Origin of the sequence: Methylovirgula sp., from assembly GCF_037200945.1 — a bacterium.
Lineage (GTDB): Bacteria > Pseudomonadota > Alphaproteobacteria > Rhizobiales > Beijerinckiaceae > Methylovirgula.
Genome location: NZ_JBBCGP010000001.1, coordinates 2,196,433 through 2,222,627 on the forward strand (window position 1 = coordinate 2,196,433; position 26,195 = coordinate 2,222,627).

Annotated in this window: 24 protein-coding genes, 1 tRNA gene and 1 pseudogene; 16 read left to right on the forward strand and 10 right to left on the reverse strand. The window is 61.4% G+C overall.

Annotated elements, in window-relative coordinates; all coding sequences use genetic code 11:
• Nucleotides 1–21 precede the first annotated feature (21 nt).
• Nucleotides 22–669 carry a hypothetical protein gene (locus tag WDN02_RS10730; protein ID WP_337293480.1) on the forward strand — a complete coding sequence of 216 codons (648 nt, stop codon included), beginning with the start codon at nt 22–24 and terminating at the stop codon, nt 667–669.
• A 28-nt stretch (nt 670–697) separates the two neighbouring features.
• Here the strand turns inward: WDN02_RS10730 and rnd are convergent, their stop codons facing one another.
• Entirely contained in the window at nt 698–1,873 is a 1,176-nt protein-coding gene (gene rnd / locus WDN02_RS10735; RefSeq protein WP_337293481.1) for a ribonuclease D, read from the reverse strand.
• A gap of 111 nt (nt 1,874–1,984) precedes the next feature.
• Between rnd and WDN02_RS10740 the strand changes: the two genes are divergently transcribed.
• The 5 genes from WDN02_RS10740 (at nt 1,985) to WDN02_RS10760 (ending at nt 5,435) form a co-directional block, all read left to right on the forward strand.
• On the forward strand, nt 1,985–2,536 hold the full coding sequence (locus WDN02_RS10740; protein WP_337293482.1) for an invasion associated locus B family protein: 552 nt from the start codon (nt 1,985–1,987) through the stop codon (nt 2,534–2,536).
• A 40-nt stretch (nt 2,537–2,576) separates the two neighbouring features.
• Complete coding sequence (aspS, locus tag WDN02_RS10745) at nt 2,577–4,397, forward strand: aspartate--tRNA ligase (RefSeq protein ID WP_337293483.1); 1,821 nt, start codon at nt 2,577–2,579, stop codon at nt 4,395–4,397.
• 88 nt (nt 4,398–4,485) lie between these two features.
• Nucleotides 4,486–4,797 (forward strand): hypothetical protein, encoded by a 312-nt coding sequence (locus tag WDN02_RS10750; protein WP_337293484.1) that lies wholly within the window; start codon nt 4,486–4,488, stop codon nt 4,795–4,797.
• Nucleotides 4,798–4,913: 116 nt separating this feature from the next.
• Nucleotides 4,914–5,069 carry a DUF3309 family protein gene (locus tag WDN02_RS10755; protein ID WP_337293485.1) on the forward strand — a complete coding sequence of 52 codons (156 nt, stop codon included), beginning with the start codon at nt 4,914–4,916 and terminating at the stop codon, nt 5,067–5,069.
• 102 nt (nt 5,070–5,171) lie between these two features.
• Nucleotides 5,172–5,435, forward strand: a complete 264-nt coding sequence (locus WDN02_RS10760; protein WP_337293486.1) for a hypothetical protein — start codon at nt 5,172–5,174, stop codon at nt 5,433–5,435.
• A 43-nt stretch (nt 5,436–5,478) separates the two neighbouring features.
• Here WDN02_RS10760 and WDN02_RS10765 read toward each other — a convergent pair whose 3' ends face one another.
• Both WDN02_RS10765 and WDN02_RS10770 read right to left on the reverse strand, forming a co-directional pair.
• Complete coding sequence (locus WDN02_RS10765; protein WP_337293487.1) at nt 5,479–7,002, reverse strand: acyl--CoA ligase; 1,524 nt, start codon at nt 7,000–7,002, stop codon at nt 5,479–5,481.
• Nucleotides 7,003–7,021: 19 nt separating this feature from the next.
• Nucleotides 7,022–8,023 carry a 2-dehydropantoate 2-reductase gene (locus WDN02_RS10770; RefSeq protein ID WP_337294920.1) on the reverse strand — a complete coding sequence of 334 codons (1,002 nt, stop codon included), beginning with the start codon at nt 8,021–8,023 and terminating at the stop codon, nt 7,022–7,024.
• A 252-nt stretch (nt 8,024–8,275) separates the two neighbouring features.
• Between WDN02_RS10770 and oxlT the strand changes: the two genes are divergently transcribed.
• A complete protein-coding gene (gene oxlT, locus WDN02_RS10775) occupies nt 8,276–9,574 on the forward strand; it encodes an oxalate/formate MFS antiporter (protein ID WP_337293488.1) in 1,299 nt (432 codons plus the stop codon).
• On the opposite strand, the gene WDN02_RS10780 is transcribed toward oxlT, so the two are convergent.
• The 3 genes from WDN02_RS10780 to WDN02_RS10790 form a co-directional block, all read right to left on the reverse strand.
• Nucleotides 9,563–10,021, reverse strand: a complete 459-nt coding sequence (locus tag WDN02_RS10780; RefSeq protein ID WP_337293489.1) for a hypothetical protein — start codon at nt 10,019–10,021, stop codon at nt 9,563–9,565. The genes oxlT and WDN02_RS10780 overlap by 12 nt on opposite strands.
• A gap of 130 nt (nt 10,022–10,151) precedes the next feature.
• On the reverse strand, nt 10,152–11,363 hold the full coding sequence (locus WDN02_RS10785) for an MFS transporter (RefSeq protein ID WP_337293490.1): 1,212 nt from the start codon (nt 11,361–11,363) through the stop codon (nt 10,152–10,154).
• A gap of 14 nt (nt 11,364–11,377) precedes the next feature.
• Nucleotides 11,378–11,454 (reverse strand) — tRNA-His (locus tag WDN02_RS10790).
• Between the two features lie 259 nt (nt 11,455–11,713).
• Here WDN02_RS10790 and WDN02_RS10795 point away from each other — a divergent pair.
• On the forward strand, nt 11,714–14,431 hold the full coding sequence (locus WDN02_RS10795; protein WP_337293491.1) for an ATP-binding protein: 2,718 nt from the start codon (nt 11,714–11,716) through the stop codon (nt 14,429–14,431).
• 8 nt (nt 14,432–14,439) lie between these two features.
• Here WDN02_RS10795 and WDN02_RS10800 read toward each other — a convergent pair whose 3' ends face one another.
• The 4 genes from WDN02_RS10800 to WDN02_RS10815 all read right to left on the reverse strand — a co-directional run bounded on the left by WDN02_RS10800 (nt 14,440) and on the right by WDN02_RS10815 (nt 18,621).
• On the reverse strand, nt 14,440–15,666 hold the full coding sequence (locus WDN02_RS10800; RefSeq protein WP_337293492.1) for a HAMP domain-containing methyl-accepting chemotaxis protein: 1,227 nt from the start codon (nt 15,664–15,666) through the stop codon (nt 14,440–14,442).
• Between the two features lie 95 nt (nt 15,667–15,761).
• A complete protein-coding gene (locus WDN02_RS10805; protein WP_337293493.1) occupies nt 15,762–16,433 on the reverse strand; it encodes a lactate utilization protein in 672 nt (223 codons plus the stop codon).
• Complete coding sequence (locus WDN02_RS10810) at nt 16,430–17,854, reverse strand: LutB/LldF family L-lactate oxidation iron-sulfur protein (protein ID WP_337293494.1); 1,425 nt, start codon at nt 17,852–17,854, stop codon at nt 16,430–16,432. Before WDN02_RS10810 ends, WDN02_RS10805 begins: the two co-directional genes overlap by 4 nt.
• Complete coding sequence (locus tag WDN02_RS10815; protein WP_337293495.1) at nt 17,851–18,621, reverse strand: (Fe-S)-binding protein; 771 nt, start codon at nt 18,619–18,621, stop codon at nt 17,851–17,853. Before WDN02_RS10815 ends, WDN02_RS10810 begins: the two co-directional genes overlap by 4 nt.
• Before the next feature lie 50 nt (nt 18,622–18,671).
• On the opposite strand from WDN02_RS10815, the gene WDN02_RS10820 reads away from it, so the two are divergent.
• The 8 genes and pseudogenes from WDN02_RS10820 (at nt 18,672) to WDN02_RS10855 (ending at nt 26,105) form a co-directional block, all read left to right on the forward strand.
• Nucleotides 18,672–19,148 carry a CYTH domain-containing protein gene (locus WDN02_RS10820; protein ID WP_337293496.1) on the forward strand — a complete coding sequence of 159 codons (477 nt, stop codon included), beginning with the start codon at nt 18,672–18,674 and terminating at the stop codon, nt 19,146–19,148.
• 47 nt (nt 19,149–19,195) lie between these two features.
• Complete coding sequence (locus WDN02_RS10825) at nt 19,196–20,632, forward strand: FAD-linked oxidase C-terminal domain-containing protein (protein ID WP_337293497.1); 1,437 nt, start codon at nt 19,196–19,198, stop codon at nt 20,630–20,632.
• A 41-nt stretch (nt 20,633–20,673) separates the two neighbouring features.
• Nucleotides 20,674–21,876, forward strand: coding sequence for a glycolate oxidase subunit GlcE (glcE, locus tag WDN02_RS10830; RefSeq protein ID WP_337293498.1), 1,203 nt, complete (start codon nt 20,674–20,676; stop codon nt 21,874–21,876).
• Nucleotides 21,877–21,879: 3 nt separating this feature from the next.
• Complete coding sequence (gene glcF, locus WDN02_RS10835; protein ID WP_337293499.1) at nt 21,880–23,211, forward strand: glycolate oxidase subunit GlcF; 1,332 nt, start codon at nt 21,880–21,882, stop codon at nt 23,209–23,211.
• Between the two features lie 24 nt (nt 23,212–23,235).
• Entirely contained in the window at nt 23,236–23,850 is a 615-nt protein-coding gene (locus WDN02_RS10840; protein ID WP_337293500.1) for a hypothetical protein, read from the forward strand.
• A gap of 342 nt (nt 23,851–24,192) precedes the next feature.
• On the forward strand, nt 24,193–24,681 hold the full coding sequence (locus tag WDN02_RS10845) for a division/cell wall cluster transcriptional repressor MraZ (RefSeq protein ID WP_337293501.1): 489 nt from the start codon (nt 24,193–24,195) through the stop codon (nt 24,679–24,681).
• Nucleotides 24,678–25,722, forward strand: a pseudogene (gene rsmH / locus WDN02_RS10850) (16S rRNA (cytosine(1402)-N(4))-methyltransferase RsmH). The gene WDN02_RS10845 and the pseudogene rsmH overlap by 4 nt, the downstream one beginning before the upstream one ends.
• Nucleotides 25,719–26,105: a hypothetical protein gene (locus tag WDN02_RS10855; RefSeq protein ID WP_337293502.1), complete on the forward strand. Its 387-nt coding sequence runs from the start codon at nt 25,719–25,721 to the stop codon at nt 26,103–26,105. The pseudogene rsmH and the gene WDN02_RS10855 overlap by 4 nt, the downstream one beginning before the upstream one ends.
• The last annotated feature ends 90 nt before the right edge of the window (nt 26,106–26,195 follow it).

A 26,195-nucleotide genomic window follows, 5' to 3' on the forward strand; every position in this document is an offset into this window, starting at 1 on the left:
GATCGTGCTTGAGACAAGCACATGACATGGATGCCTAATCGCCGCAATCTCGTGCTCGGAACAAGCACAGCCTTGCTTACAGCTTGCCGACGCGAGCAGACGCTAAGTTCCCCCAAGCCAAGACTTTGCTCCTCGGACGATAAAATCGAAGTCGATCTACAGTCTGGAGTCGGTCCAAAGTTGGTTTTGCGCGGTCTGCGCCGAAATGGGGTGGATAGCGTTCATGGAAAATACGGCAGTTTTGCACCAGCATTTCAGGTGACGAAGTCAGACTGTGCAAAGGTCTTTGCTGGTCAATCTGCAACGCTATGGGCTAATGAAGCGGATCCAACCCCAACCAAGTGGGATTGCGTCTGCGGCAAAATTATTATCGGAGCAGGGACGGAAGCTGATTTGAGAAGTTTTGGTGAGCGGGAACAAGGTACATACCACGCCGCTTACAAATCTGGTGATTACAAGACGGTAGGCGATTGGTGCGTAATACCTTCGGTTAAAACAGGCGGAATGCAGCTATCATTCTACGATCCGAGCAAAATCACTTTTGCGAACGATATCTGGCTGACCTTCGACGGCATCACAATTGGTGTGCTCTACAAGGACTATTTTTTGATGGACCAGGCGTTGACGCACGAACTTTGGGCCATGCCTATCAGGTCTATCAGAAGTTAGTGGAGTTTCTGGACAAATACGGCCGCGTTTATTGAGCAGGCTCTGCCGCTTCCGGTGTGTCATGCCATTCGAGCGCGATCACTTTGCCTTTTTCCAAGGTGAGTGCGAGGCGCCCCTCGATCAGCTCCAGCGCTTTTTCGCCGAAAATCTCACGCCGCCAGCCGCTAAGCGTGGGAATTTTGGCGCTTTTGTTGGTCGCGAGAACTTCTAAATCCTCGACCGTCGCGATCATCTTTGCCGCGACGCCATGGGCTTCGCTGACTTGCCGCAGCAGAACCTTTAGAAGCTCGACGGTCGCGCCATTGCCGTTGCGGCGTTCGCGCTCGATCTTCGGCAAAGTTTTTGGATCGCGCGCGAGGCCGCGCTGAACGGCGGCGAGAATATCGGCGCCGGCGCGCGAGCGCTCCATTCCGCGCGGGAAGGCCCGCAGATTGCCGAGCTCGTCCGCCGTTTTCGGTGCTGCGCTGGCGATCTCGACGAGAACATCGTCCTTGAGCACACGGCCGCGCGGCACGTCGCGGGCCTGCGCCTCCGCCTCGCGCCAGGCGGCAAGCTCCATCAGGACGGCGAGATCGCGGGGCCGCCGTGCCCGGCCGCGAAACCGCTCCCACGCCCGTTCGGGATGCTGTTCATAGACGTCGGCCGAGGTCAGCGCGGCCATCTCATCGTCGAGCCAGGAGAGTCGGCCGGTCGATTCCAGTTTTTTCCGTAAATAAAGATAGATGTCGCGCAGATAGGTCACGTCGGCGATGGCGTAATTGATCTGCGCCTCCGAGAGCGGGCGCCGGGACCAATCGGTAAAGCGCGAGGATTTATCAAGAGTGACCTTGCAGACCGACTGGACCAACTCGCCGTAGGCGATCTGCTCGCCAAAACCGCAAACCATGGCCGCGACTTGCGTGTCGAACAGTGGCGCCGGGATCAGCCTGGCGAGGTTCCAGATGATTTCGATGTCCTGCCGTGCGGCATGGAACACCTTGACCACGGCTGTATTCGCCATCAGCGCAAAAACTGGCGATAAATCAATGCCTTCCGAAAGCGCATCGACGGCGATCGCCTCGTCCGGCGAGGCGATTTGCACGACGCAGAGTTGGGGCCAGAAGGTGGTTTCCCGCAGAAATTCCGTATCGACGGTAATAAAGGGGTGGTCAGCGAACCGGCGGCAGGCCTCCGCCAGTTCATGATTCGAGGTAATCAAGCTCATTAAGGCTTGATACTGGAAAGGTGACCGCGCTGCCAGTGCCGGGTGGGCCTATCGATCTGCCAGTTTCTCGTATATGGAAAGCGCCTCCCAACGTCGAAGCAGCGGGAAGCCATGTCGAAACGGTCCTTTTTTGCGATTTTACTTCTGTCCGCCGGCCTCGCGGGGTCGGCTCTGGCCGAGGATTCGGCGGCGAAGCCCGATGAATCGCATCCTGCCCATGCCTCGGGCACGACCACGAAGGCCTTCGGGCCCTGGAGCCTGCACTGCCAGCCTCCGCATCAGGAAGGCGCGGAGCCGCTCTGTGTGATCGCTCAGACGGTGGAGAGCTCGAGCAACAAGCTTCTCGCCGTTATCTCGATCGGCCACCAGCACCCGAGCGATCCCTATAATATCGTGGTCACCCTGCCGCCCAACGTCGCGTTCCCGAGTTCGGTGCATATCCGCACCGGTGAGCAGGACAAATGGGGCGTGGAGCTTCCGTGGCAGCGCTGTATTCCGGGTGCCTGCATTGCCGGAGCGGAACTAAGCCCGGCGACCCTTGTGCATTGGGCCGGTCTCCAGACTGAAGGCAAAATCGTGTTTGTCGTCGGCTCCGGGGACGAGGTTGCCGTGCCGATAAGCATGCGTGGCTTTGGCGACGCCTACACAGCGCTCAACAAATAAAAAACCCGCGCCGCGTGGCGCGCATCTGATGTGACGGGACATGCATCTTTATCGTACTCATACGTGTGGCGACCTGCGCGAGGCTCAGGCCGGCGCGGAGGTCCGTCTTTCCGGCTGGTGTCATCGCATCCGCGATCACGGTGGCGTGCTGTTCATCGATCTGCGCGACCATTACGGCGTTACCCAATGCGTGGTGGACCCGGATTCGCCGGCCTTTCCACAGGCGGAAAAGCTGCGCTCGGAATGGGTCGTGCGCATTGATGGCACGGTCCGCCAACGCCCGGCCGGCACCGAAAATTCCGAAATGCCGACGGGCTTCATCGAGGTCTATGTCAACGCCATCGAGGTCTTGGGGCCCGCTGCGGAATTGCCACTGCCTGTCTTCGGCGATCAGCAATATCCCGAGGAGATGCGGCTCAAATATCGCTTCCTCGATCTGCGCCGCGACAAGCTGCACAAGAATATCATGCTGCGCGGCGCCATCATCGACAGCCTGCGGGCGCGGATGAAGTCGCAAGGCTTCTTCGAATTCCAGACGCCGATTCTTACCGCTTCGAGCCCGGAAGGTGCGCGCGATTTCCTCGTCCCGTCGCGCCTGCATCCCGGCAAGTTCTATGCGCTGCCGCAGGCGCCGCAGCAGTTCAAGCAGCTTCTGATGGTCGCTGGCTTCGATCGCTATTTTCAGATCGCGCCGTGTTTCCGCGACGAGGATGCGCGTGCCGACCGCAGCCCCGGGGAATTCTATCAGCTCGATTGCGAGATGAGCTTCGTCACGCAGGAAGACGTTTTCGCGGCGATCGAGCCGGTGCTGCGCGGCGTCTTCGAGGAATTCGGCGACGGCAAGCCGGTCACACAGAAATTCCCGCTGATCCCTTATGCCGAAGCCATGCTGAAATACGGTTCGGACAAGCCGGATTTGCGCAATCCACTCGTTATTGTTGACGTAACGGCGGAATTCGCACGCGACGACGTGACCTTCAACGCCTTCAAGAATGTCATCAAGGCGGGCGGCATCGTCCGCGCGATTCCGGCGCCGGGCGCGGGCGCGCAACCGCGCTCATTCTTCGACAAGCTCAACGATTGGGCGCGCGGCGAAGGCGCGCCGGGGCTGGGCTATGTGATTTTCGAGAACGCCGAGGGCGGCCTTGCCGGCAAGGGGCCCATCGCGAAGTTCCTGCCGCCTGAAGTTCAGCAGGCGATCGCCGCGAAGGCCGGAATCGGTGCGGGCGATGCAGTCTTTTTCGTTTGTGATCAGGAAGCGAAGGCGGCGAAGCTGGCCGGCGCGGCACGGCTCAAAATCGGCAGCGAACTCGGATTGTCGAAGACAGGCGTGTTCGAGTTCTGCTGGATCGTCGATTTCCCGATGTACGAGTGGAACGACGAAGAGAACAAGATAGACTTCTCGCACAATCCGTTTTCGATGCCGAATTTCGCGCACGACGATTTCGTTGCGCTCGACGCAGCCGACAAAGACACGATCCTTGCGATCAAGGCGTTTCAATACGACATCGTTTGCAACGGCATCGAATTGTCGTCGGGCGCCATTCGTAATCATCGCCCCGACATCATGCGCAAGGCGTTCGCACTCGCCGGATATGGTGAGGACGTGCTGGAACAGAAGTTCGGTGGCATGTATCGCGCGTTCCAATATGGCGCGCCGCCGCATGGTGGTATCGCGCCGGGCGTCGATCGCATCGTCATGTTGCTTGCGGGCGAAGAAAATCTGCGCGAAGTCGTCGTCTTTCCGATGAACCAGCGCGCCGAAGATCTTCTCATGAGCGCACCGTCGTCGGTGACGCCGAAGCAATTGCGCGAATTGCACATCAGGCTGAATTTGCCTGAGGTGAAGGGCTCTAACTAAAGGCCTCTCGCGCTCCGGACTTGCCGCGGCGTGGGAAGTGCTGTCAGTCTGGTGTTGGTACGTTCGGATCTCAATCGCGGAGCATCTCATGTCTCCTGTTGAAGCTGGGCAGTGGCAGCCGATGGCGACAGCGCCGAAGGATGGAACGCGGATCATCGTCGTCACGCGCGCGACGGAGCAGGGCACGTCGGACGTCGATGTCGTGCGCTGGATGAAGCCGAAGTCGTTCGGCGAATTTTGCTGGGTGGCGACGGATTCGGATATGGATTGCATCGTCATGTACGACGATTGGGAAGTCGCTAACTGGATGCCGTTGCCGTCCTGGAGCCCGCCGTACAAGACGCCGGAGCTTGTTGCGAAGCTTCCAGAACCGCCCGAAGCCGAGGGATCCGGCATCTAACGCGTATGGCGCGACACAAATCGACGCCGCGACAATCCAGCGAAGCCGGAACTCCGGAGTGAGGTTCGCCGTTAGCCTCGCCTGAGCATCACGCAAAGCTCAGGTGGAGGATTCCAATGCTCTCGACAATATTGATCATCATTCTGATCTTGGCTTTGATCGGCGGCCTGCCGAACTGGGGCTATTCCTCCGGCTGGGGCTATTATCCTTCTGGTGGCATCGGCCTCATCCTGCTGATCGTCATTATCCTCGTGCTGTTGGGCCGCATTTAGCCTTCGTCCATCGCTGCGAAGCAGCAGCCTTCGGGAACCGATATCCGCGAAGGCAGTTGCTGCCAGGGCCGCTCCCGCGGTCTTTAATGAGGGAGAGGACACATGAAGACGACTGGCAAGCTCGCGCTCGCAGTGAGCGCAATCTTTTGGGTTTCTGCGGCCGTCGCGCAGGATGACTCGACGACAACGACGACTCACACGGACCATTACGACAATACGCACCACGACGGTGCCTATGTCGGCGTGCCGGGTGTCGTCGGCGTTCACGTCGGTGGCGATTCGCACTCTGGCTGCGAGACGCGCAGCAAAACGGTGCAGGACAACGAGACGGGTGACTCGCACACCCGCACCGAATCAAACTGCTAAATTGACAACGGGACGCCCGATGGCGTCCCGTTTCGCTTTGAGTTTAGGAGAGCCCGAGCTTTTGGGCGAGGCCGATGCGCTGCAATTTGCCCGTCGCGCCTTTCGGGATTTCCGCAAGGAAGATGATCTTGCGCGGCGTCTTGAATGCCGCGAGGCGGTTTGAAAGAAAGTCACGCAACTCGCTCTCCGTTGCGGTATGTCCCTCGCGCAGAACGACAGCAGCGGCAACGTCTTCGCCAAGCTTGTCGTGCGGCATGGCGAACGTCACGACCTGTTCCACCGCAGGATGATCGAGCAACGCCTCATCGACTTCACGCGGCGAAATTTTCTCGCCGGCGCGATTGATGATTTCCTTAAGCCGTCCGGTCAGGCTTAAATGTCCATCGGCGTCGATCATGCCCTGATCGCCGGTACGGAACCAGCCATTGGTGAAGGCGCTCGCATTTGCGGAAGGATTGTTCTCATAACCTGCAGTGACGTTGTCGCCGCGGATTACGACTTCGCCAATCTCGCCGATGCCGAGCAGATTGCCATCTTCATCCATGATGCCGATCTCAGGGCCGGCCGGCAGGCCGACCGCGCCCGGCTTACGAGTCCCACGCAGCGGATTGGACGCCATCTGATGCGAGGCTTCGGTCATGCCATAGGCTTCGATCAGCGGCGCGTTGAAGGTAGCCTCAAGTTCGCCAATCAATTGCGGCGGCATCGACGCCGACGAGGAGCGCAGGAAGCGCAGCGGATAACGCGCGATCGTCTCTTTGTTGTTGTTCGCACGCGCGAGGATCGCCTGGTGCATTGTCGGCACGGCGGTGTACCAGGTCGGTTTGCTCTCTTCCATCCAGCCAAAGAACTTCAGCGCATTGAAGCCCGGCGTGCAGAAAATCTGGCTGCCGCGCGAGAGCGGCGCGAGAAGGCCGGCGATCAGGCCGTGGATGTGGAACAGCGGCATGATGTTCAAGCCGCGATCGGCGTCGGAAAATTCGAGCGCCGCGGCGATGTTCTGCGCCGAGGCGGTGACGTTCCCCTGCGTGAGTGGCACGATCTTCGGCCGTGAGGTGGTGCCAGACGTATGGAGGATCAACGCGACATCGTCGGTTTCGCCATAGCCGGAATTGGCGGCGGCTTTCTTTTCGCCGCCCGACAGCGTGAAGACGCCAGCAGCGACGCTCGGGTCCGGCGTCAAAGTCAAAACCGCGATACCAAGCTTCTGCGCGACCTCGACCGCCGGCGACTTGCTGCCAGCCTCGACCACAAGTGCCTTGGCGCTGAGGTCACTCATATAGAATTCGAATTCGTCGGCCTTGTAGGCCGGGTTCAGCGGCGCTGCGGTCGCGCCCGTCGCGATGGCAACGAAGCTCGTCGCCATCTCCGGGCCATTCGGCAGGACAATGGCGACACGGTCATTACGGCCGATGCCAGATCCGTTGAGCGTCGCGACGGTGTCGGCGACGAGTTTGCGGAACGCATCATAAGTCAGGGCCTGCGTGTTCGGCGCCGTGACGGCGGCCGCGTCGCCGCGTCCGACGGCGAGCAGATCTTGCAGGGTCCGGATCGAAACCATCTTCATTCCCCAATAAAGCGCCGGATCAGGCCGGCTCGACAACAAGGCGGCCTTTGTGATCGGCCAAGGTTTTTCCGAGAAGTTTGACGACGGCATAAAGCGCGTCGAGATGTGGCGACGGCACGCTGACGATGCGGCCGAGTTCGATCACCGAGCCAAGCAAGGCGTCGGCTTCGAGTGCGCGTCCGGTTTCGACATCCTGCAACATCGAGGTCTTGTGCGGCCCGACGGCCTCGGCACCCGAGATGCGCTTTTCGAGTGGGATACGGAAGCGAATCCCCAGCGCCTCGCCGATCGCTTTCACCTCGCGCATCACGTCCTCCGCCAGCTTGCGCGTCAGGCCAAAGCGGCAGATGTCCTCAAGTGTCGCATGGGTCAGCGCGCTGATCGGGTTGAACGTCGCATTGCCCCAAAGCTTCGTCCAAAGCTCGGTGCGGATATCGGCGACGATCGGCGCCTTGAACCCGGCCCTGGTGAAGGCCGCGGCGATGATCTCCAGCCTCTCAGTCGGCTTGCCATCGACTTCGGCGAGCGAGAAACGATAACCTTCGATGTGCTTGATGACGCCAGGGCGCTCGATCTCTGCCGCCGGATAGACGACGCTGGCGAGCACGCGCTCGATCGGCAGATTGTCGGCAATGACACCGCCCGGGTCGACGCTTTCGAGCCGCACGCCTTCATGCGCGCCGCCATGTTTGAAGAAATACCACCACGGAATGCCGTTCTGCGCCGTCAGCACACTGGTCTCCGGCCCATAGAGCGCGGGAAGATCGCGCACGACAGCGGCAACTTGATGCGCCTTCATGCCGAGAATGACGAGATCCTGCGTGCCAACATCGGCAATGCGATCCGAGGCTTTGACCTTGGCGACAATTTCCTTGTCGCCTTCGATCAGTTTCAAACCGTTGGCGTTGATCGCAGCAAGATGCGGCCCGCGAGCGATGACGCTGACGTCCTCGCCTGCGTCTGCGAGTTTCGCCGCGAGCAGGCCGCCAATCGCGCCAGCACCAATTACGCATATTCTCATCAATCGAAACCCTTCCAGCGATGGTCGCAGGGATCGGCGGCTGCGCCGGGATATATCTGGCGTGTCAATGCCGCATCTCAGATGGCTTTGTCCACCCTTGCGGGTGCGTGAAAATGCTCACTTAGCGAATATGCTGCATCGCAAAACATTGCAAACGATCGGCTTTTGGCGCTCGACCGCCGAAAAAATTGTTGCGTGGCGCCGTTTCTGTCGGCACATTCCCGCGCCATTACAAAAAGGGGCGCGTAGAAAATGAGCGTTGCTGCGGGGGAAGAAGTCATCGTTTCTGAAAACAGTAGCGCCAATCGTTGGGTGCAATTGTTGATCGGCATCGTCTGCATGACGATGATCGCCAATTTGCAGTACGGCTGGACACTCTTTGTCGGCCCGCTCCACGACGCGTTCGGTTGGAAGATGGCCTCGATCCAGGTCGCTTTCACCATTTTCGTGGTCTGCGAAACCTGGCTTGTTCCCTTTGAAGGCTATTTCGAAGATCTGTTTGGCCCGCGACCGCTCGTCATTTTCGGCGGCGTGCTCGTCGGCATCGCGTGGGCTTTGAACTCCCAGATCACCGGCCTCTCCGGCCTTTACATCGCCCAGGCGATCGGCGGCATTGGCGCCGGCGCGATCTACGGCTCCTGCGTCGGCAATGCGGTGAAGTGGTTTCCCGACCATCGCGGCCTTGCGGCGGGGCTCACCGCCGCGGGTTTCGGCATCGGCTCGGCTTTGACCATCGTGCCGATCTCGCATGTCATCGCAGCGCACGGCTATCAAAACGCGTTTCTTTATTTCGGCATCATCCAGGGCATCGTCGTCTGTATTTGCGCACTGCTGCTGCGTTCGCCGAATAAGGACGATGCATATCAAGCCGCGCTTGCCGCCGGCGAGCAGGGGCGTCAATTCGCGCCCAAGGAAATGCTGCGCACGCCGCTGTTCTGGTTGCTCTACGCGATGTTCGTGATGATGGCCGCTGGCGGCTTGATGGCGACCGCGCAGCTTGCCCCGATCGCCAAGGATTTCGGCGTTGCCAAAGTGCCCGTCAGCTTCTTTGCCTTCACCATGCCGGCGTTGGTGTTCGCGTTGGCGCTCGACCGAACGCTCAATGGATTGACGCGGCCGTTCTTCGGTTGGGTGTCGGATCGGATCGGTCGCGAAAGCACGATGTTCATCGCCTTCGGCGTCGAGGGTCTGGCGATCCTCGCGTTGAGCAAATACGGCCACACGCCGGGCCTGTTCGTGGTGCTCAGCGGCCTCGTCTTCTTCGGCTGGGGCGAAATCTATTCGTTGTTTCCGGCAACGTGCACGGATTCCTTCGGCTCGAAGTTCGCGACGACGAATGCCGGCCTGCTTTATACGGCGAAGGGCACCGCCGCGCTGCTCGTGCCGTTTTCAAGCAAGCTCACCGAATGGACCGGTAGCTGGCATCTCGTTTTCTTGATTGCAGCCGGGCTCAATATCGTGACCGCGCTGCTTGCGATCTTCGTGCTGCGGCCGCTGCGGCGTAAATATGCTGCGGCCGGGAAGTTGTCCTACACCGACTTATTGGAATAAGCCGAATCCGAAAGCCGGAGCTTGGGGCGTTACCCGAGCGTAGAAATCAATATGCACCCGGTGCTGGCCGGTGCCGTTACCGTCGATCGCGTCGGTGAAAGTTGACGGTTCGATCTCAAGTTCGACGTAGGTCGGATCGTAATATTTATATTCAACGATCGTCACCGGCAGCAGATTATAGACGGTGTCCGCCCAGGCGCGCACGCGCCACAGGCCGTAATTCATCGGCAGCGCGCAGGCGACGTGGAAAGAGTGCGAAATATCGAGATCGGTATATTCCGAATTGCGCAATGACACGCCGACATTGCGTGCATTGAGGACGCGCACGCTGTCATGCTCGACGAGCAGGTCGAAGCTCGCCAGCGGCGGCCGGTAGATTTCATGCACCGGTTGGATCGCCGGCTGATGCGCATTTAGGACGAGAGCCAGGAATGCCGCCGCCGTCATCATCTTCTCCCAGTCGCGCCGCGAAACCCGGCCTACGGTCGACTTTTTGCGCCGCGCCGCGCGAAAAGTCTATCGGCGCGAAGATCACGACATCGCGGGGCGGCAATCCTGTTGTGAAATTGGCTGGCGCTTACAGATTCCGCGGCAGGAAATAGGCAAGGACGCCAATCAGCGGCAGGAAGGCTGTCACGTGATAGACGAAGGTGATGCTCGTCGCATCCGCGACCACGCCGAGCACAGCCGCCGCGAGACCCGCGATGCCGAACGCCAGCCCGAAGAAAAGTCCAGCGACCGCGCCGATGCGTTCGGGCAAGAGTTCTTGCGCATAGACGATGATCGCCGCGAAAGCCGAGGACAGAACGAAGCCGATGATGAAGCTCAGCACGATCGTCGCCGGGAAATTCACGTAGGGGAGGGCGAGCGTGAAGGGCAATATGCCGAGGATCGATCCCCAGATCACATAACGCCGGCCGATACGGTCGCCGATCGGGCCGCCTAAGAAAGTGCCGAGCGCCGAAGCGCCGAGGAAGACGAACAGGCAGATCTGCGCCGTCTGCACGGGCACATGGAACTTCTGGATGAGATAGAACGTGTAATAGCTGGTAAAGCTCGCAAGGTAGACGAACTTCGAGAACATCAGCGCGAGCAGGACCGCGAGTGCGCCCGCAACGTGCTTGCGTGTCAGCCCATGGCCACCGACGAGCGTCTTCGCCCGCTTCGGCATGGCGGCGAGCCGTGCGGCATACCAGCGGCTGATGTGAGAAAGCAGAAAAATCCCGGTGAGCGGTAGGAGCGCGAGCCAGGCGATCGCCTTTTCCCCGAACGGCACGACGAAAAGCGCGGCGAGCAACGGGCCCATGGCCTGACCCGTGTTGCCACCGACCTGAAACAAAGATTGCGCGAGCCCATGCTGGCCGCCGGACGCCAAACGCGCGACGCGCGAGGATTCGGGGTGGAACACCGAGGAGCCGACGCCGATGAGCGCGGCCGCAATCAGAACCGAATAATAGTTCCCGGCAAAGGCGAGCAGAAGCAGACCGCAGAGGGTCACCGTCATGCCGACCGGCAGCGAATAAGGCTTCGGATTTTTGTCCGTATAGAGCCCGATCAACGGCTGCAACAGCGAGCCGGTGAGCTGGAAGGCAAGCGTGATCAGGCCGATTTGGCTGAAGCTGAGCCGGAACGAGGTCTTGAGGATGGGGTAGACGGCGGGCAGCAGCGACTGAACGGTATCGTTCAGGAGATGCGCGCCGCTCAGCATCAACAGGAGCGTGAAAAGAGTCGTCTCGGTATTTGCCGCGCCGTACGGAGGCGTGGCCTCGACTTTTGAATTCAGGGACATGGCAAGTCGCTTGATGGTACCGCCACCCCGGTTTGAACGGGGGACCTCTAGATCCACAATCTAGCGCTCTAACCAACTGAGCTATGGCGGCATAAGGGTTTTCGCGGCGGAAACTATGGCGATCGCCGCGGCATTGCAAGGCTTCGCGGTGCAGGCCAGATACGATCTTAAGGCAGCTCACAAGGAAATGTGTTTTTGCCCCTCCCGCACATTAAGCATGAATCGATCAACTTGGGCAGAAATGCTAGGGATTAATGGACCGCCGCCGGACGAGGCTTTAGGACCTTGTTAAGGCTATCCGTGGCGGCGGAGGGGGCCGAAGGATACGACGGAAGAGAGCCTCTGCCGCGATGATTGCCTATGTCAGCGAGCCCGGGATCAGCCCCCAGGCAATTGAGACTGCACTCCGGGCTTTATCCCTCCGTGACGAGGCGATCCCGTTTTTCGTCGCCGCTCCAGCGGGCGATGCCTACCGAATCATTGCTGCCAGCCAGACGATGCTGACGCTGTTCGAGGTCCCAGACCTCGCGGCCCTGACAGCGCGGCTCTTTGGCGGCGCGGACGCCGGTGCCAGGCGAATCGGTGTTCAGGCGCAGACCTTGGCGCTCGACGGCGCGCCACGGCTTGAGCGTTTGAATTTCGCGCTGACGCCGGAAAGCGAGACCATCACGTTCCTCTGCCGCCGTATCGCGGATGCCGGGCACGGATCGCTCTATGTCGCCGCCTCTCTCGGTGTCGGCGCGCTTCTGGCGCGGCGCCAGGCGGCTGCGGAACCGCCGCCGGCGGAAGTCGAGGTCGTAAGCCCTATCGCGTTGCCGCCTGTGCTGGACCTCGACGAGGTACGCAAGCTGCTCGCGGGCCGCATTGGCGCACGCACCAATGTCCGGTTTCTCTGGCGCACCGACGGCACCGATAAGGTCACAGAGATTACGCCGCCGCTGGCCGACGTGGTGGGCACCGAGGCCGCCAATATTCTCGGCAAGGATTTCGCCGACGTCGCCAAATATCTCGATCAGGAACCGCAAGGGCCGTTGGCGCGCGCCTTCGCCCGGCGCGAAACCTTCAGCGGCGTCGAAGTTTTGTGGCCGATCGCGGGTGCCGCCGCGGCCGTGCCTGTTGGGCTCGGCGGTCTTCCGGCGTTCGACCGCGAACGGCGATTCGACGGTTATCGCGGCTTCGGCGTCATCTACATCGATCGACTGACGGCAAGTGCGCCGCGCGCCTTCATGGAAGAGCTGCCGATTCCCGCCGAGGCGGCTCCAGCCATGGTGCCGGATTTGCCCGTCGACACGACGCCCGAGGCTGTCCTAGAACCGGCAGCGACGCTTGCAGCGCATAATGTCGTGACGCTCTATCCGGTCCCGACACCGAAGACGGATGAGCCGCAGCCGATCGCGGATGAACTGCCACCGATCGCGGCAGAGCCGCCGCCAAGCGTGCCGGAGATTTCAGAGCCTTTGGCTGAAGCGCGCGAGGAACTAGAAGAAGAGGGCTTGCTGTCGCACGACGAGGCCTCGGCGTTCCGGGCCATCGGCGATGTGCTCGCGGAAGACTCCCCGCCGCCGATCGAGCCCGAGTCTGAACACGCGTTTTCGCCGGCGCTCAGCGGCAATGCCGCGTCGATTCTCGACCGCCTGCCGCTCGGTATTCTGGTGAGCCGCGACAATGTCGCGATTTACGCCAATCGCACACTGCTCGATCTGTTGGGCTTTGCCGACGAGGATGCGTTTCATGCAGCCGGCGGCATGGCGCGGCTGTTTCATCTCGCGCCGAATGGCTCCGACGTGATCGGCGTGCGCACGGCTTCTGGCGAGACGCTGTCGGCGCGGGCGCGCCTGCAGGCGACCGAATGGGATCATCTGCCGGCGACTTTGCTGACATTGCGCCGCGACGAAAAGCCCGACCAGACCGCGCAGCTCGAGGCCGATCTGCGCACGCAAAAAGGCGAGGCCCGCGAACTCAGCGCCATCCTCGATACCGCGACTGACGGCCTTGTGATCCTCGGTCCGGACGGAAGGATCGTGACCCTCAACCGATCCGGCGAAGCGCTTTTCGGCTACGACCAGAGCGAAGTTGTCGGCCAGCCGCTCACCGTCCTCATCGCCGCCGACAGCCAGAGCAAAGTGCTCGACTATTTCGACGGCATGAAATCGACCGGCGTCGCGAGCCTTCTCAACGATGGCCGCGAGATCACCGGCCGCGCCAAGCAGGGCGGCTTGATCCCGATCTTCATGACGTTGAGCCGTGTCGGGCCGGCGAAGGCTGATCCGGCGCAGCAGAAATTCTGCGCCCTTTTCAGGGATATGACGCATTGGAAGAAAGTTGAGGAAGAACTTAAACAGGCGCGTCAGGAGGCCGAACGCGCAAGCGCGTTGAAGTCCGATTTTCTGGCCAAGGTCAGCCATGAAATCCGCACGCCGCTCAACGCCATCATCGGTTTTGCCGAAGTGATGCTGGAAGAGCGTTTCGGCCCTGTGAGCAACGAACGCTATCGCGATTATCTGCGCGACATTCATACGTCCGGCGCGCATGTGATGAGCCTCGTCAACGATCTGCTTGATCTCTCGAAGATCGAGGCGGGCAAGATGGACTTGCAGTTCGTCTCGGTCGACATCAATCGGGCGATCTCTGAGGCCGTCGGCATCATGCAGCCGCAGGCTAATCAGGCGCGCATCATCATGCGCCTCTCGCTCGCGCCGCATCTGCCCAAGATCGTCGCCGACGAACGCTCGCTGCGTCAGATCCTGCTCAACCTTTTGTCGAACGCGGTGAAGTTCAACGAGCCCGGCGGCCAGGTCATCATCGCGTCGGCGCTGACCGATACCGGCAATGCGGTGATCCGTGTCCGCGACACCGGCATCGGGATGTCTGACAAAGACATCGAGACGGCGCTCGAACCTTTCCGCCAATTGACGACCTCGCGTCAGACGAATGGCACCGGCCTTGGCCTGCCGCTGACCAAGGCGCTTGTCGAGGCCAACCGGGCCTATTTCACGATCAAGAGCAAGAAGGACGAGGGCACCTTCGTGGAGGTGGCCTTCCCACCGGCGCGGGTGCTGGCGGAATAACCGGCCGCTTACGCCGCCGGGCGAAAATCCATGCGGAATGGGTCGTCGCGCTGAATGTCCTCGACGAATTGCAGGATTTCCCGCTGCAGACTCGTCGCGCCGCCAGACAATGAGGATGACAGTGCGGTGAGTTGTCTGGCCGCCGATTGTGTCAGCTTGGCCGCCTCGCTGACGCCGGCGATATTGACGTTCACGTCCTCGGTGCCGCGGGCGACGCGCTGGGTATTTTCGGCGATTTCGCGCGTTGCCGAATTCTGCTCTTCCATCGATTGCGCGATGAGCCCCGCGGCCTCGCGGATCGAGGCGATTGTGGCCAGCATCTTACCGATCGAGCCGGTGGTGCCGAGAATGGCGGTCTGAATCTCTACGACCTTGGTGCTGATCTCGCCGGTCGCGCTGGCAGTTTGGCGCGCCAATTGTTTGACCTCGGAGGCGACGATGGCAAAGCTGCGACCGGCCTCGCCGGCCTTGGCTGCCTCGATCGTCGCGTTGAGCGCGAGAAGGTTGGTTTGCTCAGCGATCTTCTTGATGAGTTCGACAACATTTTCGATTTTTTCGGCCGCCGAGACGAGCAGCTTGACGCTGGCGTCGGTGCGTGCCGCCTCGACCGAGGCGTGCATGGCCGTATCGGCCGATCCCGCGACCTTGTAATTGATTACGCCGATCGACACCGAAAGCTGCTCGACGGAGGCGGCGACGGCCTGAATGCTCTCGGCAGTTTCGTCGGCTGCGCCGGCGACGTTATGAGCCTGCTGCGCTGTATCTTCCGCCGTGATGGAAAGGTGCTGGGCGGACTGCGCAACCGCATCCGAGGAATGCGAAAAGGTCGCCGCGAGCCGCTGCACACGCTCGGCAAAAGTGCCGGTGACGCGATGACGATGGGCGATGCGGTCGGCGCGCTGGCGCTGCTCCAGGCTCTGGGCTTCGCGCAGGTGCTCGGCCTCGATCAGTACGGCGCGCAGGAGAACGAGCGCGTGCGCCATGTCGCCAATTTCACCTGCTGCGGAAAAGATCGGGATGGAGGCCGCTGCATCGCCGGCGGCGAGCGTCTTCATCGCTTGCGTGAGCTGACGCAAGGGCCGTAAAACGCGCAGTGCTACAAAGGCGATCAATACACTCGTCGTCGCCACGCCAATGATCGCCAACGGCGTATATGCCGTGGCGGCGATCGCGATGAAGCACGCGAAAATGATCGCGGCCAGCGCGTACACCACCAAGCTGATCGTCGGCTTCATTATTTGTTTCCGGCGCGAAACGCGCATTTGTTTGAAGCTAGAGCTGAGTCGCTTAATAAAGCAGAAAAGTATATAAATTTTATAGAGATATTACCTCAAGACGGTGCGTCGACGATGATGATGTGCAGCGTGCGGGGGCCGTGCGCGCCGAGGAGCAGAGTCTGCTCGATATCGGCCGAGCGCGATGGGCCGGTGATGAAATTCACCGTGCGTGGCATCGCCCCCTCGCCATAGGCGGCGCGCAGCATTTCCCAGAACGCCTCGTAATTGCCGACGATCCTGCCAGCCTCGATGATGACGATATGCGTCTCGGGCAGGAAATTGAGCGTCGTCGGATTATCCCGCCCGGAGACGAGCGCCAGCGTTCCAGTCTCCGCGATGGCGGCGAAGGCGTGCGAAAGGCTGACAACATCGTCCGCTTGCGCCGGGCCAGCGTCGAGCGTCAGCGTCGCCGCTGTCCAAGGCAAAGCGGCAAGATACAGGTCTTCGCCCTTGCGCAGACGCGGCGGCAGATTTCTCGCGCGCAGGAAATCCGCGATCCGCGCCGGAATCTCGGCCGCTGTCGTGACATGTTCGACGGTCGCGAACACGCGCTCAGCTTCGGCACGAAAGAGCGCGGCGGGATCGGCGGTTTGCCCTCGCGCCGGGACGACACCCTCAGGCGTAGCAGCGAACCGCGCCGCGACCGCCCGGCGCCGTGCATCCTCATTGCCCGTGACACCGAGCGCACGGCGAATATCGCCGAAAATCTTCGCCCGGTCGCTCAAGGTCTTTTCCTCAGCGCAGAAAATTGCGCCTGAAACGTCCCGCCTTGCGGTGCTGGGAAGTCGCGGCTTGCGGTCCAACCGTCAGCGAACGGTAGCGCGCGGAATTTTCCCGCGTGTCCGAGCAGCGCGAGTGCCCACATGCCCATCCGCGCGGCGAAACCGTAGAGCGCCGGCCGCTTGGCCAAAAAGCCCCAGAAGGCGAGCCCGATCCGCTGCGACTCCGGCCCGATATGGCGGTTGAACGCGCGCGTGCGCCAATCGCGCAGCAATTTCGGCAGGGGAATGCGCACCGGGCAGACACTCTCGCACGCGCCACAGAGCGTCGAGGCGTTGGGCAGATCGGACGAATGATCGAGGCCGAAGAGGCCCGGCGTCAGCACCGAGCCCATCGGTCCCGGATAGACCGAGCCATAGGCGTGACCGCCGATGGATTGATAGACCGGGCAATGGTTCATGCAGGCGCCGCAACGAATGCAGCGGAGCATTTCGGCGAAATCGCTGCCGAGCATTTTGGTGCGGCCATTGTCGAGCAGGATGACATGATAGGCCTGCGGACCATCGGGGTCGGCCGGCCGGCGCGGACCGGTCGAGAGCGTCGTATAGACCGACATGTCCTGCCCGGTCGCAGAACGCGCCAGCACGCGAAGCAGTTCGCCGGCGTCTTCCAGCGTCGGTACCAGCTTTTCGATCGAGGCAAGGACGATATGGACCTTCGGAAGACTCTGCGAGAGATCGCCATTGCCCTCGTTGGTGACGATGATCGATGTGCCGGTTTCCGCGATCAGGAAATTCGCGCCAGTGATGCCGACGTCGGCGGCGAGGAATTTTTCGCGCAGGATTTTACGCGCTTCGGTCAGCAGCGAGGAAGGTTCTGTAAGATCGCGGTCATGTGGCAAATCGATATGTACACGACGGAAATCCGCTGCGACCTGTTCCTTCGTCAGATGCACTGCGGGGGCGATGATATGTGACGGCATCTCATGGCGAAGCTGGATGATATATTCGCCAAGGTCCGTCTCGACGGGTTCGATGCTCGCCGCTTCGAGGGCTGCATTGAGGCCCATTTCCTCGCCGATCATCGACTTGCCCTTGGCGACGCTTTTCGCGCCGTGCCGCTGACAGATATCGAGGACGATGGAATTGGCGGTTTCGCTCGTTGCGGCGTAATGCACTATGCCGCCCGAAGCCAAAACCTTCGCCTCATAGGCTTCGAGGTAAAGATCGAGATACTCCAGCGTATGTGCCTTGATATCGCGCGCCGCATCGCGCAAAGCCTCGAATTCCGGCAGGCGCGCGATGGCCTTGGCGCGTTTGAGAATGAATCCGTCGCGCGAATTATGCAGCGCGTGCTGCAATTGCGTGTCGCCAAGCGCACGATGCGCATTCGCGGTGAACTCTGCAGCGCTGAGCGGCGCGCTCATCTTTTCCGTGCCTCGCAGATCGCCGGTTGATCGGTCATCCCGGCAAGCACCTCGACGAAATGGCGAACCTCGATCGCGCTACCTTTGCGCGCCAGCCGTCCGGCGATGTTCATCAGACAGCCGAGATCGCCGGCGAGCAGAACGGATGCGCCGCTTTTCTCGGCGGCATCGGCTTTTTCATCGACAATCGCAGCGGAGATCTCGCCATATTTCACCGCGAACGTGCCGCCGAAGCCGCAGCAGCGCGTGTGATCGTCCATTTCGACAAGATCGAGCCCGCGCACCGAGCCGAGAAGCTCGCGCGGTTGCGCGGCGATGCCCAGTTCGCGCAGGCCGGAGCAGGCGTCATGATAGGTCACGCGGCGTGGAAATTCGGCATCGACCTGCGTGACGTTCAAGACCGTGACAAGAAAGGCTGACAGTTCATAGACCTTGGCGGCGAACGCCTGTGCCTCGGCTTCAAAATCGGGGTCATTGGCGAAAAGTGCCGGATAATGTTTGGCGAGCATTCCGGCGCAGGAGCCGGACGGAGCGACCACATAATCGTATGGTGCGAAGGCTTCGATCACCGGCCTTGCGAGTTCCTTGGCCAAGCGCCGGTCGCCAGAATTATATGCAGGCTGCCCGCAGCAGGTTTGCGCTGGGACTTCGACGCGGCAGCCGGCATCTTCGAGCAGCTTGACGGTCGCCCAGCCAATCGATGGGCGAAACAGATCGACAAGGCAGGTGACGAAGAGGCCGACACGCGGCCTTTGTGGAATTTCCATGCGGCAAGTATCGGGGGCGACAGCTACCGCGTCAACATTTTGAGGGACAGATGGGTCAGGAGATCGAACACAAGTTCCGCGTCAATGTTTCGCGCTGGCGGCTGCAGGATGAGGGCGTCGCCATCCGGCAGGGTTATCTCTCGACCGAGAAGGATCGTGTGGTTCGCATCCGCACCGCGGGATCGAAGGCCTATCTCACAATTAAAGGCCCCGGACATATCAGCCGCGCGGAATTTGAATATGAGATCCCGTTCGAGGACGCCTCATCGATGTTGGACGATCTCTGCCTGCCGGGGGCGATCGAGAAAACGCGCTACAAGCAAGAATTTGGCGGCCATATTTGGGAGATCGATGTCTTTCACGGCGACAACGAGGGCCTCGTCGTGGCCGAGATCGAGCTTAAACACGAGGGCGAGACTTTCGAGCGGCCCGATTGGGCCTTGGATGAGGTCTCTGAGGACCCACGCTATTTCAACGCCAGCCTGTCGAAAGCGCCGTTCAAGACCTGGCCCGAGACGCAGCGCTGACCGTCAAAAAGCTTGCGACGGGGCATGGCTTCGGCGCATGGTCGGGCATGACTGGCATTCAATTTCCAAAGCCTGACGCGTCGATCCTTGCCCGGCGCGAGGCGATTATCGAAGGCCTCAAGCCCCTGGTTGCGCCGGAGTCGCTCATTACGACCGAGGACGAACGCCGCGCCTTCGAGACCGACGCGCTGACCGCTTATCGCCGTATGCCGCTTGCGGTCGTCCTGCCGCGCTCGACCGAAGAGCTGTCCGCGGTCATGGCACATCTGCATAAGGAAGGCGTCAATGTCGTCGCGCGTGGCGCCGGCACATCGCTCGCCGGCGGCGCCATTCCGCAGGAAGATGCTGTCGTTATCGGCGTCGCCAAAATGGCGCGCATCCTCGACATCGATTACGCCAATCGCACAATCCGCGTGCAGTCGGGCGTGACCAATCTTTCGATATCAAATACGGTCATGGCGGAGCGTTTCTTTTATGCGCCCGATCCGTCGTCACAACTTGCGTGTACGATCGCTGGCAATATCGGCATGAATTCCGGCGGCGCGCATTGTCTCAAATACGGTGTGACGACCAACAATGTGCTGGGCGTCAAAATGGTGCTCGTCGATGGCACAGTGGTCGAGATCGGTGGCCCCTATCTCGACAATGGCGGCCTCGATCTGCTCGGCCTCGTCGTTGGCTCCGAAGGCCAGCTTGGCATCGTGACGGAGGCGACCCTGCGCATCCTGCCGATGGCGGAGGATGCGCGCCCGGTGCTCTTTGGCTTTCCAACGAGCGAAGCGGCCGGTGGCTGCGTCGCAGCGATCATCGGCGCCGGGATCATTCCGGTCGCGATCGAATTCATGGACAAACTCGCCGTCGAAATCTGCGAGGATTTCGCCCATGCTGGCTATCCGCTCGACGTTGCTGCGCTGCTCATCATCGAGTCGGAAGGTTCGCCCGCCGAGATCGACGCGGAGCTCGCCAGGATCGTTGCCATCGCCAAAGATTATGGCGTGAGCGTCGTCAAGGAATCGAAATCCGCGATGGAGACGGCGGCGATCTGGAAGGGCCGAAAATCCGCTTTCGGCGCCACGGGACGCGTCGCGGATTACATCTGCATGGACGGCACAATTCCGACTGGCAAGCTGCCGCAGGTGCTCCACCGGCTGAACGAGATCGTTGCCGATCTCGGTCTGCGCGTCGCGAACGTCTTCCATGCCGGCGACGGCAATCTGCATCCGCTCGTGCTCTACAACATCAACGATCCCGCCGAGCAGGCAAAGGCCGAGAAGGCGGGCGAGGAAATCCTCAAGCTCTGCGTCGAGGTCGGTGGCTGCCTGACCGGCGAACATGGCGTCGGAATCGAGAAGCGCGACCTGATGCCGTATCAATTCACACCGGTCGATCTGGCGCAGCAGATGCGCGTGCGCGCCGCCTTCGATGCTGGCTGGCGGCTCAACCCGGCCAAGGTCTTTCCGCTCGAGGGGAGAGCGGCGGCTTAGATGGGCGACAGGCCCGTTTATCCGTGCTAGCCCACGCCGCCATGAATTCCGTTGCTCCCAAGACTGAGGCCGAGACTGTCGAAGCCGTCAATGCGGCCCGCACGGTGGGTCAGCACATTGACATCCAGGGCGGCGGCACGCGCGCGGGATTCGGCCGTCCGGTCGAAGCGGAAACGCAGCTTTCGACGCGCGGCCTCACGGGCATCACACTCTACGAGCCGAGCGAACTCGTCATCTCGGCGCGCGCGGGCACGCCGCTCAGCGAGATCGAAGCCACGCTGAAAGAGAAAAACCAGGCGCTGCCATTTGAGCCGATGGATCATCGTGCGCTCTATGGCACGTCGGGCGAACCGACGATCGGCGGCATCGCGGTGTGTAACATCTCCGGCCCCAGGCGCATTTCTGTGGGCGCGGCGCGCGACCTGCTCATTGGCCTGCGTTTCGTTAACGGTCGCGGCGAGATCGTCAAGACTGGCGGCCGCGTGATGAAGAATGTCACCGGCCTCGACCTTGTGAAACTTCTCTGCGGCAGCCATGGCACGCTTGGCGTGATCACGGAAGCGACGTTCAAGGTATTGCCACATCCCGCCTTCGTTGGGACGCTGGCGCTCTATGGGCTGGCGGATGGCAAAGCCGTCGCCGCACTCTGCGCCGCGGAAGGCTCGCCGCTCAGCATCAGTGCCGCCGCGCATCTGCCGGCCGGCCTTGCGACGCCGGAGCCGCTCACGTTATTTCGTCTTGAAGGGCCGCAAGCCTCCGTCGATGAACGGCTCTCGGCGTTGCGGCGAACGCTCGCGCCGTTCGAATCCGGGGAAGCCTTGGCGCAGGATTATGCCGGCGCGCTGTGGCGGGCTATCTGCAATGGCGTGCCGCTCGTGTCGCCGCCGGATGCTGCGATCTGGCGTGTCTCCATTCAGCCGACGCGGGCGCCCAAATTTGTCGATCTCGTCTTGCGGCAGCTCCCGGCGCGTTATTTCTACGATTGGGGCGGTGGCCTCGTCTGGTTGTCGGTCGCGGCAGCGGGCGATGCCGGCGCGGCGATCATTCGCGGTGCACTGAAAGAGGCAGGCAATGGCCAGACGATCGGCCATGCGACCTTGATCCGCGCGCCGGATGATGTCCGCAGCCGCGTCGATGTGTTCGAGCCGCTGTCGCCGCCGCTGCACAAGCTGACAAAAGACATTAAATCCAGTTTCGATCCGGACGGCGTTCTCAATCCCGGCCGCATGTACGCGGGTATCTGATTCATGCAAACCGTTTTCACCGAGGCGCAGCTCGAAGACAGCCATATGGCCGTCTCGGAAAAAATCCTGCGCTCGTGCGTTCATTGCGGCTTCTGCACCGCGACCTGTCCAACCTATGTGCTCGAAGGCGACGAACTCGACAGCCCGCGCGGGCGCATCTACCTCATCAAGGAAATGTTCGAACAGGGCAGGGCGGCGCCCGCCGACATCGTCACGCATGTCGATCGCTGCCTGTCTTGCCTGTCTTGCATGACGACATGCCCATCAGGCGTGCATTACATGCATCTTGTCGATCATGCCCGCGCCCATATCGAGGAAACGTACCAACGGCCGTGGACGGACCGTGGGATGCGCAGCCTGCTCGCGGCGGTGCTGCCCTATCCGCGCCGTTTCGCGCTGGCGCTGCGCACCGCCGCGCTGCTGCGACCCTTCACGCGAATTCTGAAACGCGTCGCGGGCGCACCCCGGAAGACCCCGCGCCTGATCGACCGGCTTGCCGCCATGCTGGCCCTCGCGCCGGGTGAACTCGCGCATTCTTCCAATGTGCCGGCAACATCTCCGGCACAAGGCGAGAAACGCGGCCGCGTCGCATTGTTGAGGGGCTGCGCACAGCAGGTCTTGAATCCGCGCATCAACGAGGCGACGGTTCGTCTACTCACGCGCAATGGGATCGAAGTTGTCCAGGCGCCCGACGAAGTGTGTTGCGGCGCGCTGGTACATCATATGGGCAAGACTCCGCAGGCGCTGGATTTTGCCCGCGCCAATGTCGATGCGTGGATGAAGGTCAAAGCCGCGGGCGGCCTCGATGCCATTCTCATCACCGCGTCGGGCTGCGGCACGACGATCAAGGATTACGGTTTCATGCTGCGCGAAGATCCCGCCTATGCCGACAAGGCGGCAGAAGTCTCGCGGCTTGCCAAAGACATTTGCGAATATGCCGCCGGGCTCGATCTCGGCGCGACGGCGCAGCCTCAAGAGCTGACCGTCGCCTATCATGCCGCCTGTTCGCTGCAGCACGGACAGAAAATCACCGATCAACCGAAGCGACTTCTGAAGGCCGCAGGCTTCCGTCTGCGCGAGGTGTCGGAGGGCCACATCTGCTGCGGTTCGGCTGGCACGTACAACATCATGCAGCCCTATTTCGCCGAGCAGCTTCGCGAACGTAAAATCGGCAATATCGAAGCTGCGCGGCCGGACGTCATCGCTCTCGGTAATATCGGCTGTATGATGCAGATTGCGAGCGGCACGGATATTCCCGTGGTTCATACAATCGAGTTGCTGGATTGGGCGAACGGCGGTCCAATGCCTTTGCAAATCGAACACGCCGGCGCATGATGTCACTCTCGGCGGGAGACGGACATGGCGGAGGATAAGCGCAAACGAAAAGCACCGCTGAAGACCGCGCGAAACGCGGCAGTGAAGAAGCGCGCGCCAGCCAAGAAAAAGCCGGCGTTGAAAAAATCCGTCGCGAAGAAAGTCGTTGCCAAAAAATCTGTCGCCAAATCGTCTGCTGCGAAATCGTCTGCTGCGAAGTCGTCTGTGGCCAAGAAAATTCCGGCGCGGAAATCCGTGCCGATCAAAAAAGCGCGGGTAAGCAAGCGCGCGTTTCTGCCGCCTTTGCCGCCGCCAGCCTCGGCCCGCAAAGCCCCACGCAGCCCGGCGCGGTCACCATCGCGCGCCAAGGCGCTTGGCCGCACCAAGACTGGCGGCCACAAGGCTGTCCATGAAATCCCGACCTGCACGGAAGCGGTGTTGCGGCAGAAGCTGCGGCTCGCCGCGCCTTATATCGAGCTTTGGCTCGTGCAGAAGGACGGTGCACGGGTGGAAGAGGGAACGACGCCGGAAGCCGCGTTCGTTCGCATCTGGCAATGGCTCATGCTGGCGGCGGCGCTCGAAGGCAGCCATGTCGTGATCACGCCTGACCTCGTCCAAAAGCTTTTCGCTGAGGAAATGGGACGCGCTCCCACCGCGTAAGGCCCAAGCGGGACGACGAATAGCTTCGATCTCGCCAATCGAGCGCCCTACAAAAAATATCTCACAGCCAAATAGCGACTGGGGCGCGGAGATTCCGCGCCAATGCCGTTTTTCAACCCGCTGTTAACCTTAACATTTTCTAATTCAGATGAATCCTTGCGTCACCCTGCGTCCCCACGCCGGGGCGCGCCAACCCACGTTGACCGGCATTATATCCCATGTTATCCCAAATCATCCCATGGTTGAGGCTCGCCGCACCACCCGGCGTTTGGGTGGTCGGGGAAGGCGAGCCGACCGGGAATGTTTTTGCGGCGTGGCGTTTTGGGTGGCGGAGGCGGGGGCTTGGACCGGTTCGTCTCGTGTTTCACCAATCGGCTGGATGCGAAGGGTCGCGTTTCGATCCCGGCGCAATTCCGGGCGGTTCTGGCACGCGATGGATTCGACGGGCTCTTCGTGCATCCGGCTCTCGAGGGCGAGGCAGTCGATTGCGGCGGCAATGCCTTGTTGCGGGAAATCGATCAGCTTTTGGCGCGGCACGCGCCGTATTCGGAAGAACGGGATCATCTCTCGACGGCGCTTTTCGGCGCCAGCGAGATTCTGAAAGTGGATGCGGAAGGCCGCGTCGTTCTCTCGGAGACGATCAGGGCTCTGACGCAGGTTACGCAGGAAGTCACCTTCCTCGGAAAAGGAGACAGGTTTCAGATCTGGGAGCCGAGCCGTTTTCAGGCGCATTTCGAGGAGGCCAAAGCTCGATCGCGCGTTCTTCGAAGACAATCAAGTTCCCAATCTGCGGCGCCCGAAGGGCCACCGCCACATGGAGCACGGGGATGAAATCGGGCCGCGGCGATCTTCAGCACGTCGCCGCTGGCGGACTGGCCCGCCATATCCCCGTGCTTGGTGCGGAGGTCCTTGAAGCCCTTGCTCCGCGAGGTGGCGGCATCTATCTCGATGCGACATTCGGCGCCGGCGGTTATACCGCCGCCATTCTCGCGGCACCCGACACGAAAGTTCTGGCGCTTGACCGCGACCCCCCGCGCCATTGCCGGCGGCTTCGATGCGGTCGAAGCCGCGGCCGGTCGTTTGACGCTTGTCGAGGCGCGTTTCTCCGAGCTTGAAAGCATCGCCGAAGCCCAGGGCATCGCCACCTTGGACGGGATCGTCTTTGATATCGGCGTTTCGTCGATGCAGCTCGATGAAGCCGAGCGCGGCTTTTCATTCCGACAGGACGGCCCGCTCGATATGCGGATGAGCGGACAGGGCGAAAGCGCCGCCGATCTGGTCAACAATGCGGAAGAGGCGACGCTCGCAGACATCTTCTATTATTTTGGCGAAGAACGCCTCGCGCGCCGCGTCGCCAAAGCCATCATCGCGGCGCGTATCGAGGCGCCGATCACGACCACGGCGAAGCTGGCAGAGATCGTCGGCCGCGTCGTGCACGTGAAGCCCGGCGCCATTCATCCGGCGACGCGTAGTTTTCAGGCTCTGCGGATCGCGGTCAACGACGAGCTTGGCGAACTGGTCGCGGGCCTCGCGGCGGCCGAACGCGCACTGAAACCCGGCGGACGGCTTGTCGTCGTCACCTTCCACTCGCTCGAAGACCGGATCGTGAAGCAATTTTTCGCGGCGCGCTCCGGCCGCGGCGAGGCGAAGTCGCGACGGTTGCCGGGTGAACCTTTGAAGCCCGCGCCGAGCTTCACGCTGATCGGCAAGCAACCGATTGAAGCTTCGCCTGCGGAGACGGCGGAAAATCCGCGCGCGCGATCGGCGAAGCTGCGTTTTGCTGAACGGACAGCAGCGCCCGTGCAAACGCTTGATCCGGCATTCGTCGCGCTGGCGCGCCTCCCCCAGACCGATAAGAGGAAAGGCCGATGATCCGCTTTCTCAACGTCCTGGCGATCGCGGCCCTGGTTGGCACGGCCATCTTCGCCTATTCGGTGAAATACGAGACGATGTTTCGCGCCGAGAAGATCGTTCAATTGCGCGAAAAACTGCAAAAGCAGACCGACGAGATCGGCACGCTGCGTGCCGAATGGGAGCATGTTTCGCGCCCCGAACGTATCGCAAATCTGGCCGATCAGTTCCTCCAATTGCAGACACCGGCGTTGACGCAAATCGTGCCGCCAAGCGGGTTGCCGGATAAGGGCCCCGCGCATGACGACATCGCCCAGAAGCTCGATGCGCTCGGGCTGGACAGCGCTTCGAATACGCCGGTTGATCGCATGGCGACGGGACAAATTTCGCCGGGAACGCATTGAGCCATGAGCGACAACGACTTGCCCGAAGAAACAACACGTCAGACGCTGCCGGCGCGCATGCCGCGACAGCCGCGACGCGGCCTGCTGGCG